Annotated in this window: 15 protein-coding genes; 7 read left to right on the plus strand and 8 right to left on the minus strand. The window is 62.1% G+C overall.

All coding sequences use genetic code 11. From position 1 onward, the window contains the following. Positions 1-99 precede the first annotated feature (99 nt). A complete protein-coding gene (locus ACDZ94_RS10475) occupies positions 100-735 on the minus strand; it encodes a C40 family peptidase (RefSeq protein ID WP_053258477.1) in 636 nt (211 codons plus the stop codon). Between the two features lie 249 nt (positions 736-984). On the opposite strand from ACDZ94_RS10475, the gene ACDZ94_RS10480 reads away from it, so the two are divergent. Further along, on the plus strand, positions 985-1,413 hold the full coding sequence (locus ACDZ94_RS10480) for an NINE protein (protein ID WP_064454546.1): 429 nt from the start codon (positions 985-987) through the stop codon (positions 1,411-1,413). Between the two features lie 134 nt (positions 1,414-1,547). On the opposite strand, the gene ACDZ94_RS10485 is transcribed toward ACDZ94_RS10480, so the two are convergent. The 7 genes from ACDZ94_RS10485 to gshB all read right to left on the minus strand — a co-directional run bounded on the left by ACDZ94_RS10485 (position 1,548) and on the right by gshB (position 7,445). Then, positions 1,548-2,819 carry a dihydroorotase gene (locus tag ACDZ94_RS10485; RefSeq protein WP_064454545.1) on the minus strand — a complete coding sequence of 424 codons (1,272 nt, stop codon included), beginning with the start codon at positions 2,817-2,819 and terminating at the stop codon, positions 1,548-1,550. Further along, positions 2,816-3,820 (minus strand): aspartate carbamoyltransferase catalytic subunit, encoded by a 1,005-nt coding sequence (locus ACDZ94_RS10490; protein WP_259763341.1) that lies wholly within the window; start codon positions 3,818-3,820, stop codon positions 2,816-2,818. Before ACDZ94_RS10490 ends, ACDZ94_RS10485 begins: the two co-directional genes overlap by 4 nt. A gap of 24 nt (positions 3,821-3,844) precedes the next feature. Further along, positions 3,845-4,351 carry a bifunctional pyr operon transcriptional regulator/uracil phosphoribosyltransferase PyrR gene (gene pyrR / locus ACDZ94_RS10495; protein WP_064454543.1) on the minus strand — a complete coding sequence of 169 codons (507 nt, stop codon included), beginning with the start codon at positions 4,349-4,351 and terminating at the stop codon, positions 3,845-3,847. An 83-nt stretch (positions 4,352-4,434) separates the two neighbouring features. Further along, positions 4,435-4,872, minus strand: coding sequence for a Holliday junction resolvase RuvX (ruvX, locus tag ACDZ94_RS10500; RefSeq protein WP_003213744.1), 438 nt, complete (start codon positions 4,870-4,872; stop codon positions 4,435-4,437). Next, a complete protein-coding gene (locus ACDZ94_RS10505) occupies positions 4,872-5,441 on the minus strand; it encodes a YqgE/AlgH family protein (RefSeq protein ID WP_057022840.1) in 570 nt (189 codons plus the stop codon). Before ACDZ94_RS10505 ends, ruvX begins: the two co-directional genes overlap by 1 nt. A 67-nt stretch (positions 5,442-5,508) precedes the next feature. Further along, positions 5,509-6,414, minus strand: coding sequence for an energy transducer TonB (locus tag ACDZ94_RS10510; RefSeq protein WP_262666471.1), 906 nt, complete (start codon positions 6,412-6,414; stop codon positions 5,509-5,511). A gap of 77 nt (positions 6,415-6,491) precedes the next feature. Next, positions 6,492-7,445, minus strand: coding sequence for a glutathione synthase (gene gshB / locus ACDZ94_RS10515; RefSeq protein ID WP_094949150.1), 954 nt, complete (start codon positions 7,443-7,445; stop codon positions 6,492-6,494). Positions 7,446-7,684: 239 nt separating this feature from the next. Between gshB and pilG the strand changes: the two genes are divergently transcribed. From pilG to ACDZ94_RS10545, 6 genes are all read left to right on the plus strand, one after another. Further along, the gene (gene pilG, locus ACDZ94_RS10520) at positions 7,685-8,092 is read left to right on the plus strand and encodes a twitching motility response regulator PilG (protein WP_003176671.1); all 408 of its coding nucleotides are present in this window, start codon (positions 7,685-7,687) and stop codon (positions 8,090-8,092) included. A gap of 46 nt (positions 8,093-8,138) precedes the next feature. Continuing rightward, complete coding sequence (gene pilH, locus ACDZ94_RS10525) at positions 8,139-8,504, plus strand: twitching motility response regulator PilH (protein ID WP_014720320.1); 366 nt, start codon at positions 8,139-8,141, stop codon at positions 8,502-8,504. 12 nt (positions 8,505-8,516) lie between these two features. After that, a complete protein-coding gene (locus ACDZ94_RS10530; RefSeq protein ID WP_064454540.1) occupies positions 8,517-9,041 on the plus strand; it encodes a chemotaxis protein CheW in 525 nt (174 codons plus the stop codon). Then, the gene (locus ACDZ94_RS10535; protein ID WP_064454539.1) at positions 9,038-11,089 is read left to right on the plus strand and encodes a methyl-accepting chemotaxis protein; all 2,052 of its coding nucleotides are present in this window, start codon (positions 9,038-9,040) and stop codon (positions 11,087-11,089) included. Before ACDZ94_RS10530 ends, ACDZ94_RS10535 begins: the two co-directional genes overlap by 4 nt. A 169-nt stretch (positions 11,090-11,258) precedes the next feature. Next, positions 11,259-17,072 (plus strand): Hpt domain-containing protein, encoded by a 5,814-nt coding sequence (locus tag ACDZ94_RS10540; RefSeq protein ID WP_432751424.1) that lies wholly within the window; start codon positions 11,259-11,261, stop codon positions 17,070-17,072. Next, complete coding sequence (locus tag ACDZ94_RS10545) at positions 17,065-17,520, plus strand: chemotaxis protein CheW (RefSeq protein WP_432751425.1); 456 nt, start codon at positions 17,065-17,067, stop codon at positions 17,518-17,520. The genes ACDZ94_RS10540 and ACDZ94_RS10545 overlap by 8 nt, the downstream gene beginning before the upstream one ends. Positions 17,521-17,538 lie beyond the last annotated feature (18 nt).

Raw genomic sequence — 17,538 nt, forward strand, 5'->3', positions numbered from 1 at the left:
GCTCGCGAAGGCGCAGTGTCAGTCACCATCTTAGGTGACTGATCTACCGCCTTCGCGAGCAAGCCCGCTCCCACATTTTTACCGCATTTCAGCCAGGGATCAGCGCTGCACAACCCGCAGGTTGTTCTGCTCTTTAGGCAGAACACGCTTGGCAATCACGTAGTTCTTGTCCCAGAACGGCTTCTTCAGCGTGTCGATGCTCACCGACTTGCCACGACGCGGTGCGTGGATAAAACGGTCGTTGCCCAGGTAGATGGCAACGTGGTTGACCTGGCGGCTCTTCAGTTTGAAGAACAACAGGTCACCCGGTTTCAGGTCCTTGCGATCAACCTTCAGCCCGTGGCCGGCGGCCATGGCGTTGGAAGTGCGGGGCAAATCCACCGCTTTAACGTCATTAAAGGCATATTTCACCAAGCCACTGCAGTCGAACCCTTTACTTGGGCTGCTGCCGCCCCAACGATAAGGAGTACCGAGCACGTTAACGGCGCGGCTGAGGACATTACTGCTTTGCTTGGTGTTGCCGGCCAGTTGGGTATGAATGGCTTTACCGTGGGCCTTGCTCACTTGAGTCGGGCGGTTGACGGTCAGCTTTACCGACTTGGCAGTGCTGGGTGTGCTGTGAACTTTAGGGGTAAAACCGTTAACGTTAGGAAGACGTTGCTCACGATTGGTGGCGTGGGCGGCCAGTGGCATTAATAGGCAAATGGTTAGCCATGTCTTGAAAAATGGTCGCATTAGGCGTGGCTCTTTTTGGTTTGCGCGCAACTTTATAACAGCTTTTTGTGTCGTTCTAAGGCCGTTTGTCGACTGAACCCTGGGGTCAAATTCAGGAAAAACGCGACGAATTGCCGCTATTGTCCTACAGAGGTCAGGTGGCATAAGGCTTTGCGGGAGGGAAGATACCATTTGCCGTGCGTCGGGCGCCCGTAAAAAAGTCACAAAGAAAATGAAAAAATTTATCTATCGAGGCAAAAGAGGTACTCCATGAACACCTATCGACAGGATGTGATGCAGCAGGACACCCACAGCAAGGTGATTGGCTACCTGCTCTGGATTTTCGGTTTTACCGGGGCGCATCGCTTCTATTATGGCAAGCCCGTGACCGGGACAATCTGGTTTTTCACCTTCGGCCTGTTCGGTATCGGGTGGCTGATCGACGTGTTCCTGATCCCGGCCATGGACCGTGAAGCGGACCTGCGTTTTACCGCCGGGCCCATCGAATACAACGTGGCCTGGGTACTGTTGGCGTTCCTGGGTGTGTTCGGTCTGCACCGTATGTACCAGGGCAAATGGATCACTGGCCTGATCTACCTGCTGACCGGTGGGTTGTTCCTGATCGGTGTGCTGTATGACTTCTGGACGTTGAATACGCAGATTTCGATCCGCAATGCCGAGCGCAATAGCGGGCGCTGAGTCTCTCAAGGCCTATACAAAACCAAATGTGGGAGGGGGCTTGCTCCCGATGGCAGTGGGTCAGCTACAGATAAGCTGACTGACCCACCGCCATCGGGAGCAAACCCCCTCCCACTTTTTTTACCGTGCCCGCTTTAGGCCTGGTAGCTGATCCGCCCATCCACCAAGGTGTACCGCACCGTCGCCGGCAGGCTATGGCCGATGAACGGGCAGTTTTCGCCCTTGGACAGCCAGTGTTCCCCGGCAACCGTGGAGCTGGCCGGATCAAACAGCACCAGGTCCGCCGCCGAGCCCACCGCCAGCTTACCCGCCGGCAGGCGCAAGGCCTCGGCCGGGCCGGCGCTCAGGCGCGCCAGCAGCGTCGGCAGGTCGAGCAAGCCATCCTCCACCAGCGTCATCGCCAATGGCAGCAACAGTTCGACGCTGCTGATGCCCGGCTCTGTCGCGCCAAACGGTGCCAGCTTGGCATCCCGCTCGTGGGGCTGGTGATGGCTGGAGATCGCCGAGACAACGCCTGACTTCACGGCCGCACGCAAACCTTCACGGTCGGCCAGGGTGCGCAGCGGCGGCTGCACGTGGTAAAGGCTGGAAAAGTCGATCAGCGCCTCATCGGTCAAAATCAGCTGATACAACGCCACGTCCGCCGTCACCGGCAGGCCACGAGCCTGTGCCTGGGCGATCAAGGCCACGCCCCGCGCGCTGGTCAATTGGCTGAAGTGCGCGCGCACGCCGCTTTGTTCCACCAGCAGCAGGTCGCGGGCCAGGGCCACGGTTTCAGCGGTTTCCGGAATGCCCGGCAGGCCGAGGAAGCTGGCGACGGCGCCTTCATGGGCCAGGCCGCCTTCGGCCAGGTCGCGATCCTGGGAGTGAAAAATCACCGTCAAGTCGAAAGTGGCCGCGTATTCCAGGGCGCGACACAGCGTGCGCGTACTGCGGAAGCTTTCCAGGCCGTTGCCGAATGCCACGCAACCGGCGTCGCGCAGGGCGATCAGCTCGGCGAGCTGTTCGCCTTCCAGGCCTTTGCTCAGCGCGCCGATCGGGAACACTTTGCAATTGCCGGCTTCACGGGCGCGGTCGAGGATCAACTCGGTCACGGCCGAAGTGTCCAGCACGGGCTTGGTGTGCGGAGGGCAGCACAGGCTGGTCACGCCACCGGCAGCGGCGGCGCGGGTTTCGCTGGCGATACTGCCTTTGCGGCTGTAACCCGGCTCACGCAGGGCGACGTTCAGGTCCACCAGGCCAGGCGCGGCCACCAGGCCTTTGGCGTCGATGGTCTCAACCGCGCTGAAGCCGCTGGGCGCGGCGCCGATGGCGATGATTTTGCCGGCTTCCACATGAAGATCGGTAACGTGATCCAGGCCGCTGGCCGGATCGATGACTCGGGCGCCGAGAATGCTGAGCTTCACTGGGCGTTCTCCTGCTCGAATTGACGTTGCGCGGTTTGCCCGCTCATGGCCATGGACAGCACGGCCATGCGTACGGCGATGCCATAAGTCACCTGGTTCAAGATCACCGATTGCGCGCCGTCGGCCACCGCCGACTCAATCTCTACGCCACGGTTGATCGGGCCTGGGTGCATCACGATGGCATCCGGCTTGGCGCCGGCCAAACGCGCGGTGGTCAGGCCGAACAGGCGGTAGAACTCACCTTCGCTCGGCAGCAGGCCGCCGGACATGCGCTCGCGTTGCAGACGCAGCATGATCACCACATCCACATCCTTAAGGCCTTCGGCCATGTCGGTGTAGACCTTCACGCCGTACTGCTCGATGCCGATCGGCAGCAAGGTTTTTGGCGCGATCACGCGGATGTCCGGGCAACCCAGGGCTTTGAGGGCCAGCATGTTTGAGCGGGCTACCCGCGAGTGCAGGATGTCGCCGACGATGGCCACCGACAGGTTTTCAAAGCCGCCCTTGTGCCGACGGATCGTCAGCATGTCGAGCATGCCTTGGGTCGGGTGGGCGTGACGGCCGTCGCCGCCATTGATGATTGCCACGTTCGGGCACACGTGTTCGGCGATGAAGTGCGCGGCACCGGAGTCGCCGTGGCGTACCACGAACATGTCGGCGGCCATGGCTTCCAGGTTGCGCAGGGTGTCGAGCAGGGTCTCGCCCTTGCTCGCCGACGAGGTGGACACGTTCAGCGTGATCACGTCGGCCGACAGCCGCTGGGCCGCCAGTTCAAAGGTGGTGCGGGTGCGGGTAGAGTTCTCGAAGAACACATTGCAGATGGTCTTGCCGCGCAGCAGCGGGACCTTCTTCACCGCGCGGCCACCGACTTCAAGGAACGAGTCGGCCGTGTCGAGGATTTCAGTCAGCAGTTCGCGGGGCAAACCGTCGAGGGACAAGAAGTGTTGCAGCTGGCCCTGAGCATTGAGCTGCAGCGGGCGCTTGGCATCTAGAGGCGTCATCGCGGGGACTCTGTACAAGGCGGTTTAAAGGGCAAGGTCTTGCAGTTCGAGTTCGAGCGGCGTTGGACCGGACAATTTTACCCGCTGGTGGGCTTCCAGGGACAGGGTTGCGCCGACTACATCCGGGCTGATCGGCAATTCGCCGGCGTCCAGGTCCAGCAGGCACACCAGGGTCACACTGGCGGGGCGGCCATAGTCGAACAGCTCGTTCATGGCGGCGCGGATAGTGCGGCCGCTCATCAGCACGTCGTCGATCAGCACCAGGTGCTGGCCTTCGATTTCGAACGGCAGGGCCGAAGGACGCACTTGCGGGTGCAGGCCGTTCTGGCTGAAGTCGTCGCGGTAGAAGGACACATCCAGCGTGCCCAGTGGCGAATCACTGCCCAGTTCTTCCAATAACGCTTGGGCCACCCACACACCGCCGGAGCGAATGCCGATAAAGCGCGGTTCGCTGATGGCACGGTGTTGCAGGTGCGCCTTGAGGCGAATCGCCATCTGGCTGATCAGTTCGGCGGGATTGGGCAGGCTCATGGTGGCTCCTTCAAGGCCTTGCGCGGCGGGGGTGCGTGCAAGGTCCGGGCTCAAACGTAAAAAGACGCGGCAAGCCGCGTCAGTCAGGATTCAAATAAAGCGGTGTTTTCATCCAGCCAACCCTGCAACAGCAAGGCGGCGGCGATGGCGTCCACCGGGTTGTCGCGGTAACTGCCTTTCTGGCCACCACGGTCGCGGCGCTCGCCTTTGGCTTCAAAGGTGGTCAGGCGTTCGTCGTGGGTATAGAAGGGCAGGTTGTAGCGGCCGTTGAGGCGGCGGGCGAATTTTTCCGCGCGCAGGCACATCTCGCTGGGGGTGCCGTCCATGTTCAAGGGCAGGCCAACTACTACTGCGTCGGGCTTCCACTCCTTGATCAGGGCTTCGACCTGGTTCCAGTCCGGCACGCCGTTCTGGGCTTTCAAGGTGCACAGCTCGCGGGCCTGGCCGGTAATGACCTGGCCGACTGCCACGCCGATCTGTTTGGTGCCGTAGTCAAACCCGAGGATCAAGCGCAAGGCCATCAGGCGTGCCCCGCCTGGCTGGTCAGCAGGTTGAGGTTGACCCGCAACTTGGCCGCCGCCGCTTCCAGGCGCAGTTCGCTGGCGGTGTTGAACAGGATGTCGGCGTCGAACGGGCAGGTCAGCCACGCATTACTGGCCAATTCGGCCTCCAGTTGCCCGGCTTCCCAACCGGCGTAGCCGAGGGTAATCACGCTTTGCTCAGGCCCCACGCCGTCGGCGATGGCGAACAGCACGTCTTGGGAAGTGGACAACGACACACCTTCGAGGTCGACCGTGGCCTGAAACTTGGGCCCGGTCGGGTGCAGCACAAAACCACGATCGGTCTGCACCGGCCCGCCGATATAGATCGGCACGCTCTGGCAACGGGCCGGCGGGTCGATCTCGGGGCGCAGTTGCTCAAGGATGTCGGCCAGGTTCAGCTCTTGCGGGCGGTTCACTACCAGCCCCATGGCACCATTGGCCGTGTGCTCGACGATATAGGTCAAGGTCTGCGCAAAGTTCGGGTCGGCCATATGGGGCATGGCGATCAGGAATTGGTGCTTGAGGTAGGTCGGGCTGACATTTTTCATGTCCGCTAGTGTGGCGTTGGAGGGGCGAACTGACAAGCTGGGGATGCGGGTGATGTGGCAATTGTCATCAATTGCTGAACAGCTGATCACCCCGGGCAAACTTCCAGGTGCGGATGATTTCCAGGCGGTCCACATCATTCAGGTCGCCGGTAAACGGTGCGAAAGGCGCGGCCAGGCGCACGATGCGCTGGGCGGCCTGGTCCAGCAGCGGCTGGCCCGATGACTCCAGCACCTGCACTTCATATAACGAACCATCACGGTTGATCGACACCAACAAGCGCAAATTGCCATAGATCTGCTGGCGCCGGGCTTCATCCGGGTAGTTGAGGTTGCCGATGCGTTCGACCTTCTTGCGCCACTCGTCCTTATACCAGGCACCTTTGTCGCGCATGGTCGAGGCAGCGTTCAGGCGGTAGATACGGGGGCGCTTGGCGTACAGCTGTTGTTCGTTGGCCAGTTCGGCTTCGAGGCTGGAGATCTGGTCGGAGAGTTGCGAACTGTCAAAAGTCGGCGCCGGTTTCACCGGTTCGGGCTGTGGTTCGGTCTTGGCTTTTTCGCGCTGGGTCGGGGCTTTTTGCGGTTTGGGCGCGACGGTGGTCACCGCAGCCTTGGGCGCGGCTTGCTTGACTTCGGGCTTGGGCGTCGGCGGCGGGGTGACTTTATTGACCTTGTTGTCCTGGAACGGCGCCACTTCAGTGGTCTTGGGCACGGCTTTCTTGTCGAGCGTGCCGCTGCCCTGCTGGTTGTCCTGAGCGAGAAAATCCGCCTTCTCCGGCTTCTTTTCGCTCTTGAACGTGGCGAGGGTGATTTCCAGGGTTTTGGTGATCTGCTTGGGTTCGACAAAGGAGAAGCCCAGGCCGAGCAGCAAGGCGAGGTGAATCAAGGCCGCCAGGAACAGGGTAAATCCGAGCCGATCAGCCGGGCGCACGCCACTGTGGGAGAGTTCGGGGGGCAGATCGGACGGGAGTGTCATGACAAAAAAACCAACATCGCGCGTTTCACAGGTGGCGCATGATAACGCAATGTTGGTGTGTGTCCGGCTGTTCTATGTCACTTGGCTTGTAGCTTGCGCTCAATGGCCGCCATCAGCATTTCGCCGATGTTCGTGCCAAATGCGTTGTCAATCTCGCGGATACAGGTCGGGCTGGTGACGTTGATTTCAGTGAGGCTCTCACCAATAACGTCAAGCCCCACAAACAGCAGGCCTTTCTCGCGCAGGGTTGGGCCAACCTGAGCGGCGATCCAACGGTCCTTGTCCGACAATGGCCGTGCTTCACCACGACCGCCGGCCGCCAGGTTGCCACGGGTTTCACCCGCTGCCGGGATACGCGCCAGGCAGTAATCCACCGGCTCGCCGTCGATCATCAGGATGCGCTTGTCGCCGTCCTTGATCGCCGGCAGGTAAGCCTGGCCCATGATCTGCTGGGTGCCCAGCGCGGTCAGGGTTTCCAGGATCACCGACAGGTTCGGGTCGCCGGCACGGTGACGGAAGATCGAGGTGCCGCCCATGCCGTCCAGCGGCTTGAGGATCACATCGCCGTGCTTGGCGGCGAATTCACGCAGCACATCGGCGCGGCGGCTGACCACGGTGGGCGGGGTGCACTGCGGGAACAGCGTGGCGAACAGCTTTTCATTGCAGTCGCGCAGGCTTTGCGGCTTGTTGACGATCAGCACGCCGGCGCGCTCGGCTTGCTCCAGCAGGTAGGTGGAGTAGACGAATTCCATGTCGAACGGCGGGTCCTTGCGCATCAGGATCACGTCCAGGTCGCTCAAGGGGCTGTCGATTTCATCCGCAAGCTCAAACCACTTTTCCGGGTTGGCAAACACCTGCAGCGGGCGCATGCGTGCGCGGGCTTCGCCGTCGCCCTGGTAAAGGTCGCGCTGCTCCATATAGAACAGGGTCCAGCCGCGGGCCTGGGCGGCCAGGAGCATGGCCAGCGAGCTGTCCTTTTTATAGGAAATGCTGGCGATAGGGTCCATGACAATGCCGACGCGAACGCTCATGGGGGATTTCCTCTAGCAAATTAGGGCGCATAAAAGTGGCGTCAGAGTGGCGCTGCGGCTGTTGTGGGTCAAGGAAAAACCACCTGGCCGGTTGCTCGATAGATTGCGCCCGGAGACTGTGCTAAAAAGACTGGCACGGCGCAGCAGCCCTTGAATTCCAAGGCTTGCGGCGCTCATCCTGTGCAACATCAGGCAGTACACACCGAAAACCGATTCGCTGTGGCGATGGTAGAGCAGATATGGAACAGCATTCCAACGCCTTGAGAGTGATGGTGATCGACGATTCGAAAACGATCCGCCGCACCGCCGAGACGCTGTTGAAGAACGTGGGGTGCGATGTCATCACGGCCATCGACGGTTTCGATGCATTGGCCCGGATTGTTGATCACCACCCGCACATTATCTTTGTCGACATCATGATGCCGCGCCTGGATGGCTATCAGACCTGCGCCCTGGTGAAGAATAATCCGGCGTTCAAGTCGATCCCGGTGATCATGCTGTCCTCCAAGGACGGCCTGTTCGACAAGGCCAAGGGGCGCATCGTTGGTGTCGATCAGTTTTTGACCAAGCCTTTCAGCAAGGAAGAACTGCTGAGTGCGATCAAGGCCTATGTGCCAGGGTTCGCCGCAGTAGAACAAGCACACTGACGCCGCCTCACAAGGGCAGGCGCCGACCAATGTAGTGGGGAAAACCATGGCACGCGTTCTGATCGTCGACGATTCGCCGACTGAAATGTACAAACTGACCGGCATGCTGGAAAAGCATGGGCATCAGGTCCTCAAGGCCGAAAATGGCGCTGACGGCGTGGCGCTGGCCCGTCAGGAAAAACCCGATGCGGTCCTGATGGACATCGTGATGCCGGGCCTCAATGGCTTCCAGGCAACGCGTCAGCTGTCCAAGGAGCCGGAAACCAACGGCATTCCGATCATCATCATCACCACCAAGGATCAGGAAACCGACAAGATCTGGGGCGCGCGCCAGGGCGCCAAGGACTACCTGACCAAACCGGTTGACGAAGAAACCCTGATCGCCACCCTGAACAAGGTGCTGGCCGGCTGACGGCACGCCATCATGACCGAGTCGCAAACCGCCTTCGAGCTGCTGCTGGACATCGACCGCCGCTGCCGCCTGTTGGCCGCTGACCTGCCGTCCCAGGAAACCCGCCTGCAGCGTTGGAGCGGGATCGGCTTTCGCCTGGGGCCGCATTGGTATGTGGCGCCGATGGGCGAAGTCGCCGAGGTGTTGCACGAACCGCGTTGCACCTTGATGCCGGGTGTTAAACCCTGGGTCAAGGGCGTGGCCAACCTGCGCGGGCGTTTGCTGCCGGTGATGGACCTGGGCGGGTTTCTCGGCCTGGACCTGTCCAAGGCGCGCAAGCAACGGCGGGTGCTGGTGGTGGAATTCAACGACTTGTTTGTCGGGCTGCTGGTAGATGAGGTGGTGGGCATGCAGCATTTCGCACAAGACGCCTTGTTGACGGGCGCCAACTCCGGCGTGCCGTTTATTCAGGGGCAGTTCGACAGCGACCAGCTCTGGCAGGTCTTCAGCCCCTTCGCTTTGGCCCAGGCCCCAGGTTTCATGGATGTTGCCGCATGACCACCGCTACTACTCCCAAACCGCAAGCCGCGTCGCGCAGCCGTTCGCAGATCATCGTGCTGTTTATCGCGCTGATCGTGTTCATCATGCTGTTGTTCGCCAACTTCGCGTACCTCAACACCCAGTCCACCTATGACAAACAGTACATCGGCCACGCCGGTGAGCTGCGCGTGTTGTCCCAGCGCATCGCCAAAAATGCCACCGAGGCCGCCGCCGGCAAGGCCGCCGCGTTCAAGCTGCTGGGCGACGCGCGCAACGACTTCGCCCAGCGCTGGGGCTACCTGAAAAAAGGTGACGCCGAGACCGGCCTGCCGGCGGCGCCGAGTGCGGTACGCGCCGAGATGCGCGCCGTGCAGACTGACTGGGAAGCGCTGCTGAAAAACACCGACGCGATCCTCGCCAGCGAGCAGACGGTGTTGTCGTTGCATCAAGTGGCCGCGACCCTGGCCGAAACCGTGCCGCAATTGCAGATGGAGTCGGAAAAGGTCGTCGATATCTTGCTGCAGCGCGGCGCCCCGGCGAGCCAGGTGGCGTTGGCTCAGCGCCAGTCGCTGCTGGCCGAGCGCATCCTGGGCGCCGTCAACACCGTGCTGGCCGGCGACGAAACCGCCGTGCAGGCCGCCGACGCGTTTGGTCGCGATGCCAACCGCTTCGGCCTGGTGCTCAACGGCATGCTCAACGGCAACCCGGGCCTGCGCATTACCCAGGTTGAAGACCACGATGCCCGCGCGCGCCTGGCGGAAATCGCCGAGCTGTTCGAGTTCGTCTCCGGCTCTGTGGATGAAATCCTCGAAACCTCGCCGCAACTGTTCCAGGTGCGCGCTTCGGCGAGCAATATTTTCAACCTGTCGCAAACCCTGCTCGATGAAGCCTCACACCTGGCCACCGGGTTTGAAAACCTCGCCAGCGGGCGCAGCTTCGACACCATCGGCGGCTATGTGCTGGGCCTGTTGGCGTTGACCTCGATCATCCTGATCGGCCTGGTGATGGTGCGCGAAACCAACCGCCAACTGCATGAAACCGCCGAGAAGAACGAGCGCAACCAGAACGCGATCATGCGCCTGCTCGACGAAATCGAAGACCTGGCCGATGGGGACCTCACGGTGACCGCCTCGGTGACCGAAGACTTCACCGGCACCATCGCCGACTCCATCAACTATTCGGTGGACCAACTGCGCGATCTGGTCGCCACCATCAACCTCACCGCCGGGCAAGTTGCCGGCGCGGTGCAAGAGACCCAGGCCACCGCCATGCATCTGGCCCAGGCCTCGGAGCATCAGGCCCAGCAGATCGCCGAAGCCTCCACCGCGATCAACCAGATGGCCCAGTCCATCGACCAGGTGTCGGCCAACGCGGCGGAGTCTTCGGCGGTGGCGGAGCGTTCGGTTGAAATCGCCAACAAGGGCAATGAGGTGGTGCACAACACCATCCACGGCATGGACAACATTCGCGAGCAGATCCAGGACACCGCCAAGCGTATCAAGCGCCTGGGCGAGTCTTCCCAGGAGATTGGCGATATCGTCAGCCTGATCGACGACATTGCCGACCAGACCAACATCCTCGCCCTCAACGCGGCGATCCAGGCGAGCATGGCCGGTGACGCCGGGCGCGGTTTTGCGGTGGTGGCCGATGAAGTACAACGGCTGGCTGAGCGCTCATCCGCCGCCACCCGGCAAATCGAAACGCTGGTGCGGGCGATTCAGACCGACACCAATGAAGCCGTTATTTCCATGGAACAGACCACCACCGAAGTGGTGCGTGGCGCGCGATTGGCCCAGGACGCCGGGGTGGCGCTGGAAGAAATCGAAGGCGTGTCGAAAACCCTGGCGGCGTTGATTCAGAGTATTTCCAATGCGGCGCAGCAACAGACGTCGTCCGCCGGGCAGATCTCCCTGACGATGAACGTGATCCAGCAAATCACCACGCAGACGTCATCCGGCTCGACCGCCACCGCCGAAAGTATCGGCAACCTGGCGAAGATGGCCAGCCAGTTGCGCAGGTCGGTGTCGGGTTTCACCTTGCCACCGCCCAAGCAAGTTGAGGATTGAAATGCAGTCAAAATGTGGGAGCGGGCTTGCTCGCGAAAGCTATGTATCAGTCGCCTAATCTGCTGGCTGGCCCACCGTATTCGCGAGCAAGCCCGCTCCCACATTTAATCTTCATTGGTTTTGAGATCTTGGCAACACACGCAGTTCATGAATTCTAAGCGGAGCAGTTATGGTTGATCGGCACGACTACGTGGCCCTCGAATGGGTCAAGGGCGACATTGCCGAAACCCTGAAACAGGCCCGTTCGGCGCTGGACGCGTTTGTCGAAACCAGCGACGGCGACGCCATCGGCGAGTGCCTGGCCTGCATCCATCAGGTGCATGGCGCGCTGCAAATGGTCGAGTTCTACGGCGCGGCCCTGCTGGCTGAAGAAATTGAAGAGCTGGCCCTGGCCCTGCAAGCCGAACGCGTCAGCCAGCGCGATGAAAGCATCCGCCTGCTGCAACAGGCGCTTAGCCAGTTGCCGCTGTACCTCGAGCGCGTACACAGTGCCCGCCGCGACCTGCCGCTGGTGGTGTTGCCGCTGCTCAATGACCTGCGCAGCGCGCGCGGCGAAAGTCTGCTGTCGGAGACCAGCCTGTTCAGCCCGCAACTGCTGTCGATTGGGCCGTTGCCCGATGAGGCCTTGGCCCAGCGCGCGCTGCCTGACCTTCACGAGCAACTGCGCCAGTGGCACCAGCTTCTGCTGCAGGCGTTGGCCGGTTTGCTGCGCGAAGACCATGGCCCAAGCAACCTGGAAGACATGGCGCGGGTTTTCGCGCGCCTCGAAGCGCTATGCCAGGGCGCGCCGCTGCTGCCTTTGTGGCAAGTCACCTCGGCGCTGGTCGAAGGCATGCTCACGGGCGTGATCGCCAACAGCCCGGCGCTGCGCAGTTTGCTCAAAGCCAGCGACAAACAACTCAAGCGCCTGCTGGTCCAGGGTATCGGCGGCATCAACCAACCTGCGCCGGATGAACTGCTCAAGAGCCTGCTGTTCTACGTCGCCAAGGTCACCCGGCCAACGCCGCGCATGCAAAGCCTCAAGGAACGCTACGGCCTGGATGAAGCCTTGCCCGACAGCGCCGTGGTCGATGCCGAGCGCGCGCGCCTGGCCGGGCCGGATCGCAATGCCATGGGCTCGGTGCTTGGCGCGTTATGCGAGGAACTGGTGCGGGTCAAGGAGCGCCTGGACCTGTTCGTGCGCAGTGACCGGCAGCACACCAGCGACCTCGATGCCTTGCTGGCGCCCCTGCGGCAGATCGCCGACACCTTGGCCGTGCTGGGCTTCGGCCAGCCGCGCAAAGTCATTATCGACCAGCTTGCCGTGGTGCTTGGCCTGGTCCAAGGCCACCGCGAACCCAATGATGCAGTGCTGATGGATGTCGCCGGGGCCTTGCTCTATGTCGAGGCCACGCTGGCGGGAATGGTTGGCACCGTCGAACCGGAAAGCCGCGAAGAAAGCCGCCTGCCCACCACTGACCTGACCCAGATTCACCAACTGGTTATCCGCGAATCCTGCCAGTGCCTCAAGCAAGCCAAAGAGCTGGTGATTGACTGCATTGAAGCCCATTGGGATCGCCAGCGCCTGGAGTCTCTGCCCGAGTTACTCAGCCAAGTGCGCGGGGCGTTGGCGATGATTCCCCTGCCGCGCGCGGCGAGCCTGATGCGCGGCTGTACCGATTATGTCGATGAACAACTGATGGTGAATGAGGCCGTGCCCTCCGAGGTACAACTGGCGCATTTTGCCGACGTGATCAGCAGCCTGGAGTACTACCTGGAGCGCATGCTTCAGGACGCCGACGCTGCGGGTGAACGCGTACTGGAACTGGCCACCCAGGGCCTGGCCGCACTCGGCTACCTGCCCGCCGAAAAACCCTGGCGTCAGGCGCTGGTCGCGCCGGACGGCGCGCTGTCGACCGAGGTTGCGCCGAGCCAATCCCAGTTCGACGCACTGGCCAGCCCGACATCACGCCTGAACCCGCCTGCACTGCAACGCCCCGGCAGCCTGCTGCCACCGCCGCTCGGTGAAGAGCCCATCGACGATGAGCTGCGCGAAGTCTTCCTCGAAGAAACCGACGAAGTCCTCGAAGTGCTGCACCGTTACTTGCCGAATTGCGCGGACAAAACCGCTCAAGGCGAGATGCGCCGCGCGTTCCACACCTTGAAAGGCAGCGGCCGTATGGTCCGCGCCCTGGTGCTGGCCGAGTTGGCCTGGGCAGTGGAAAACCTGCTTAACCGCGTGCTCGAACGCAGCGTTACTCTCGGCCCTGATATTCAACAGGTGCTGGATGAAGCCGTGGCCCTGCTGCCGGAATTGATTGCCGATTTCGCCACCGATGACCAACGCCAACGCGATGAAGTCGACGCCTTGGCCGCCCGTGCCCACGCCCTGGCCAGCGGCACTGAAAAGGTCGCAGAACCCCACGACCCGATGCTGTTGGAGATCTTCCGCAACGAAGCCCAGAGCCACCTGGAAAGCCTCAACCACTTCCTGCAGCAGGCCGCCGAACACGTGCCGCTGCAAGTCAGCGATGAATTGCAACGCGCCCTGCACACCCTCAAGGGCAGCGCCTACATGGCTGGCGTGTTGCCGATTGCCGAACTGGCGCGGCCGCTAGATCACCTGACCCGCGAATACAAGGCCCACCGCCTGCCGCTGGACCTGGATGAAGTGGAACTGTTGCTGGAAGCTGAAGGTTTGTTCCAGCGCGGGTTGCGACAACTGGACAGCGACCCGCTCGTGCCGATCAAGGGCGCAGCGGACCTGATCGGCCGTACCCAAAGCCTGCTCGACCATCAGCTCGACGCCTTGCTCGACGCGCCTAATACGGGCCTGCGTATCAAACGCGACCCGCAGCTGATTACCAACTTCCTGGCCCAAGGCATGGACATCCTGCTGGATGCCGAAAGCCTGCTGCGCCGCTGGCAGCAACACCCCGGCGAGCGCCAGGAGCTGACGGCGCTGCTGGACGAATTGACCACCTTGGGCGAGGGCGCGCACATCGCCGACCTGCACGCCATCGACGCGCTGTGCGAGGCCTTGCTCGATCTGTACGGTGCCGTGGAAGAGAGCAGCCTGGCGGTCAGCGAGCGGTTTTTCCAGGAGGCCGAACAGGCCCATGAAGCGTTGATCAACATGCTCGACCAACTGGCCGCCGGCCAGGAAATCAGCCCGGCCCCGGCGCGGGTACAAGCCCTGCGCGAATTGCTTGATGACGCCCTCGATCCGTCCGCCACCGGCCTGATCAAAAGCGACGGCAGCCGCGCCCTGAGCATCTCGGAACTGGGCGCCGCCACGGCACAGTTGGGCCAGGACACGGCGATGGACGACGAGATCGTCGAGATCTTCCTGGAAGAGGCGGTGGATATCCTCGACAGCGCCGGGCAGTCGCTTAAACGCTGGTTGCTGGAGCCCGACAGCGCGGCACCGCTCTCGTCACTGCAACGGGATTTGCACACCCTCAAAGGCGGCGCGCGCATGGCCGAGATTGGGCCAATTGGCAACCTGGCCCATGAGCTGGAATGCCTTTACGAAGGCTTGGTGGACCGGCGCTACAGCTACTCGCCGGAACTGTCCCACGTGCTGATGGCCAGCCATGAGCGGCTGGCCTTGCAGTTGGATCAACTGCAAGGCCACCAACCCCTGAGCGACTCCAGCGACTTGATCGCTCAACTGCGCGAGTTACGCCAGAGCAGCACGCCAGCCACCCCGGCAACTGCGCCCGAAGCGCCGGCTGACCCCGAGCTGCTGGATATTTTCCTCGAAGAAGCCGCCGATATTCTCGACAGTTCAAGCAGCGCGTTGCTGCGCTGGCAGGCCGAGCCGAACAATCGCCAGGAGGTGGAAACCCTGCTGCGCGACCTGCACACCCTCAAAGGGGGCGCGCGCATGGTCGAAATCGGGCCGATTGGCGATTTGGCCCATGAGCTGGAATTTCTCTACGAAGGGCTGTCCGCCGGTTTGCTGGCCCCGTCCCCCGAACTGTTCGCGTTGCTGCAGGGCTGTCATGACCGCCTGGCGCAGATGATCGATGCGGTGACGGACGGCTTGCCGGTGGGCTCGGTGGACAAGCTCATCGAGCGGATCAAAAGCCTGGTGCACCCGAGTGATGAACCGTTGTTGCCTGTGGCATTGCCGGCGGGCAAGGCGGAAGCGGCGGTTGATCCTGCTGCGGACATGGTGAAAATCTCTGCCGATTTGCTGGATGACCTGGTCAACCTGGCCGGTGAAACTTCGATCTTCCGTGGCCGTATCGAGCAGCAGGTGAACGACGCGCGCACCGCGCTCAATGAAGTCGAAACCACCATTGAGCGTATGCGCGACCAACTGCGCCGGCTCGACACCGAAACCCAGGGCCGCATCCTCAGCCGCCAGCAGGCCGAGGCCGAGCGCCTGGGTTATGAAGAATTTGACCCGCTGGAAATGGACCGCCATTCGCAGTTGCAGCAGCTGTCGCGCGCGCTGTCTGAGTCAGCCTCCGACTTGCTGGACCTCAAGGAAACCCTCGATCGCCGCAACCAGGACGCGCACAACCTGTTGCAGCAACAGGCGCGCATCAACACCGAGTTGCAAGAAGGCCTGATGCGCACGCGCATGGTGCCGTTTGAACGCATGCTGCCGCGCCTCAAGCGCATCGTGCGCCAGGTGGCGGAGGAGTTGGGCAAGGACGTCGAATTCGTGGTCGGCAATGCCGAGGGCGAGATGGACCGCAACGTGCTGGAACGCATGGTGGCGCCGCTGGAACATATGCTGCGCAATGCCGTGGACCATGGCCTGGAATCGCGCGAGGCACGGTTGCTGGCCGGCAAACCTGCGAGGGGCCGTATCAGCCTGGACCTGACCCACGAAGGCGGCGATATCGTCTTCGACATGCGCGACGATGGCGCCGGGGTGCCACTTGAGGCGGTGCGGCGCAAGGCAATCAAGCGGGGTTTGCTCAGCCCCCATCAAGAGATCAGCGACCGCGACGTGTTGCAGTTCATCCTGCAGCCGGGGTTCTCCACGGCGGAAAAAATCACGCAGATTTCCGGGCGTGGCGTGGGCATGGACGTGGTGCACGAAGAAGTGCGCCAACTCGGTGGCTCGATGGTCATTGATTCGACGCCGGGCGCGGGCGTGCACTTTCGCATTCGCCTGCCGTTTACGGTGTCGGTCAACCGGGCACTGATGGTGCAATGCGCGGACGATCAATACGCGATTCCGCTCAACACTATTGAAGGCCTGGTGCGCGTGCTGCCCCACGAACTGGCGGGGCACTACCAACAAGACCCACCGCGTTATGAATACGCCGGTCAGCGCTACGAGTTGTTCTACCTGGGCGACCTGCTGCACACCGTCGCCCGGCCGAAACTGTTGGGCCAGTACCAGCCGGTGCCGGTGCTGCTGGTGCAATGCAACGAGCGGCGCGTGGCGGTGCATGTGGATGCCATGGCCGGTACGCGAGAGATCGTGGTTAAGGGCCTGGGCCCGCAGTTTGCGGGCGTGCAGGGGTTGTCCGGGGCGACCATTCTGGGCGATGGCCGCGTGGTGTTGATCATCGACTTGCTCGCGCATATCCGCGCCCGGCAACCGGCCTTGCCGGCCCAGTCGGTCGACGCCGCGCTGGTCCTCAACGACCCGCTGAAAAAACGCCCGCTGCTGGTGCTGGTCGTGGACGATTCGGTCACCGTGCGCAAAGTCACCAGCCGCCTGCTGGAGCGCAACGGCATGAACGTACTCACTGCCAAAGACGGGATCGACGCCATTGCCCTGCTCGAAGAACACACCCCGGACCTGATGCTGCTCGACATCGAAATGCCGCGCATGGACGGCTTCGAAGTGGCCATCCAGGTGCGCAACGACCCACGGCTGATGCGCCTGCCGATCATCATGATCACCTCGCGCACCGGCCAAAAACACCGCGACCGCGCCATGGCCATTGGCGTCAACGACTACCTCGGCAAGCCGTATCAAGAGTCGGTGCTGCTGGAAAGCATCGCCTACTGGAGCAAGTCCCATGCTTGACCACCGCACCAGCCAACTCACCGGCCTGCTATTGCCCCTGGCTGACCGCCACCTGGTGCTGCCCAACGTTGCCGTTGCCGAACTGATCGACTTCCAGCGCGGCGAACCGGCCAGCGATGCACCGCCGTGGTACCTGCGGCAAGTGACCTGGCGCGACCGGCAGTTGCCGTTGATCAGCTTTGAGGCGGTGTGCGGTGAGGCCAGCGTGACCGGCGAGCGCTCGCGGATTGTGGTGTTGAACGCGCTCGGCGGGCGACCGACATTGAAGTTCATTGCGATGGTGATTCAGGGCATTCCCCGCTCGTACAAGCTCGATAGCCAGTTGAGTTACGTGGATGTGCCGCTGTGCCCGCTGGAACTGGCGGCGGTGCAGGTGGGGGAGCATGTGGCGAAAGTACCGGATTTGATGGGGTTGGAGGCCTTATTGGTAGAGTCCGGGTTGGCCTGACGATTAGCCTTGTGAAGA

Origin of the sequence: Pseudomonas sp. UBT (assembly GCF_050915955.1) — a bacterium.
GTDB lineage: Bacteria > Pseudomonadota > Gammaproteobacteria > Pseudomonadales > Pseudomonadaceae > Aquipseudomonas > Aquipseudomonas antarctica_A.

Coding starts and splice junctions, on each gene's coding strand:
- pilG (WP_003176671.1), top strand. CDS start 7,685: ATGGAACAGCATTCCAACGCCTTGAGAGTGATGGTGATCGACGATTCG.
- ACDZ94_RS10545 (WP_432751425.1), top strand. CDS start 17,065: ATGCTTGACCACCGCACCAGCCAACTCACCGGCCTGCTATTGCCCCTG.
- ACDZ94_RS10505 (WP_057022840.1), bottom strand. CDS start 5,441: ATGAAAAATGTCAGCCCGACCTACCTCAAGCACCAATTCCTGATCGCC.
- ACDZ94_RS10540 (WP_432751424.1), top strand. CDS start 11,259: ATGGTTGATCGGCACGACTACGTGGCCCTCGAATGGGTCAAGGGCGAC.
- ACDZ94_RS10535 (WP_064454539.1), top strand. CDS start 9,038: ATGACCACCGCTACTACTCCCAAACCGCAAGCCGCGTCGCGCAGCCGT.
- gshB (WP_094949150.1), bottom strand. CDS start 7,445: ATGAGCGTTCGCGTCGGCATTGTCATGGACCCTATCGCCAGCATTTCC.
- pyrR (WP_064454543.1), bottom strand. CDS start 4,351: ATGAGCCTGCCCAATCCCGCCGAACTGATCAGCCAGATGGCGATTCGC.
- ACDZ94_RS10510 (WP_262666471.1), bottom strand. CDS start 6,414: ATGACACTCCCGTCCGATCTGCCCCCCGAACTCTCCCACAGTGGCGTG.
- ACDZ94_RS10475 (WP_053258477.1), bottom strand. CDS start 735: ATGCGACCATTTTTCAAGACATGGCTAACCATTTGCCTATTAATGCCA.
- ACDZ94_RS10480 (WP_064454546.1), top strand. CDS start 985: ATGAACACCTATCGACAGGATGTGATGCAGCAGGACACCCACAGCAAG.
- ACDZ94_RS10530 (WP_064454540.1), top strand. CDS start 8,517: ATGACCGAGTCGCAAACCGCCTTCGAGCTGCTGCTGGACATCGACCGC.
- ruvX (WP_003213744.1), bottom strand. CDS start 4,872: ATGGCCTTGCGCTTGATCCTCGGGTTTGACTACGGCACCAAACAGATC.
- ACDZ94_RS10490 (WP_259763341.1), bottom strand. CDS start 3,820: ATGACGCCTCTAGATGCCAAGCGCCCGCTGCAGCTCAATGCTCAGGGC.
- pilH (WP_014720320.1), top strand. CDS start 8,139: ATGGCACGCGTTCTGATCGTCGACGATTCGCCGACTGAAATGTACAAA.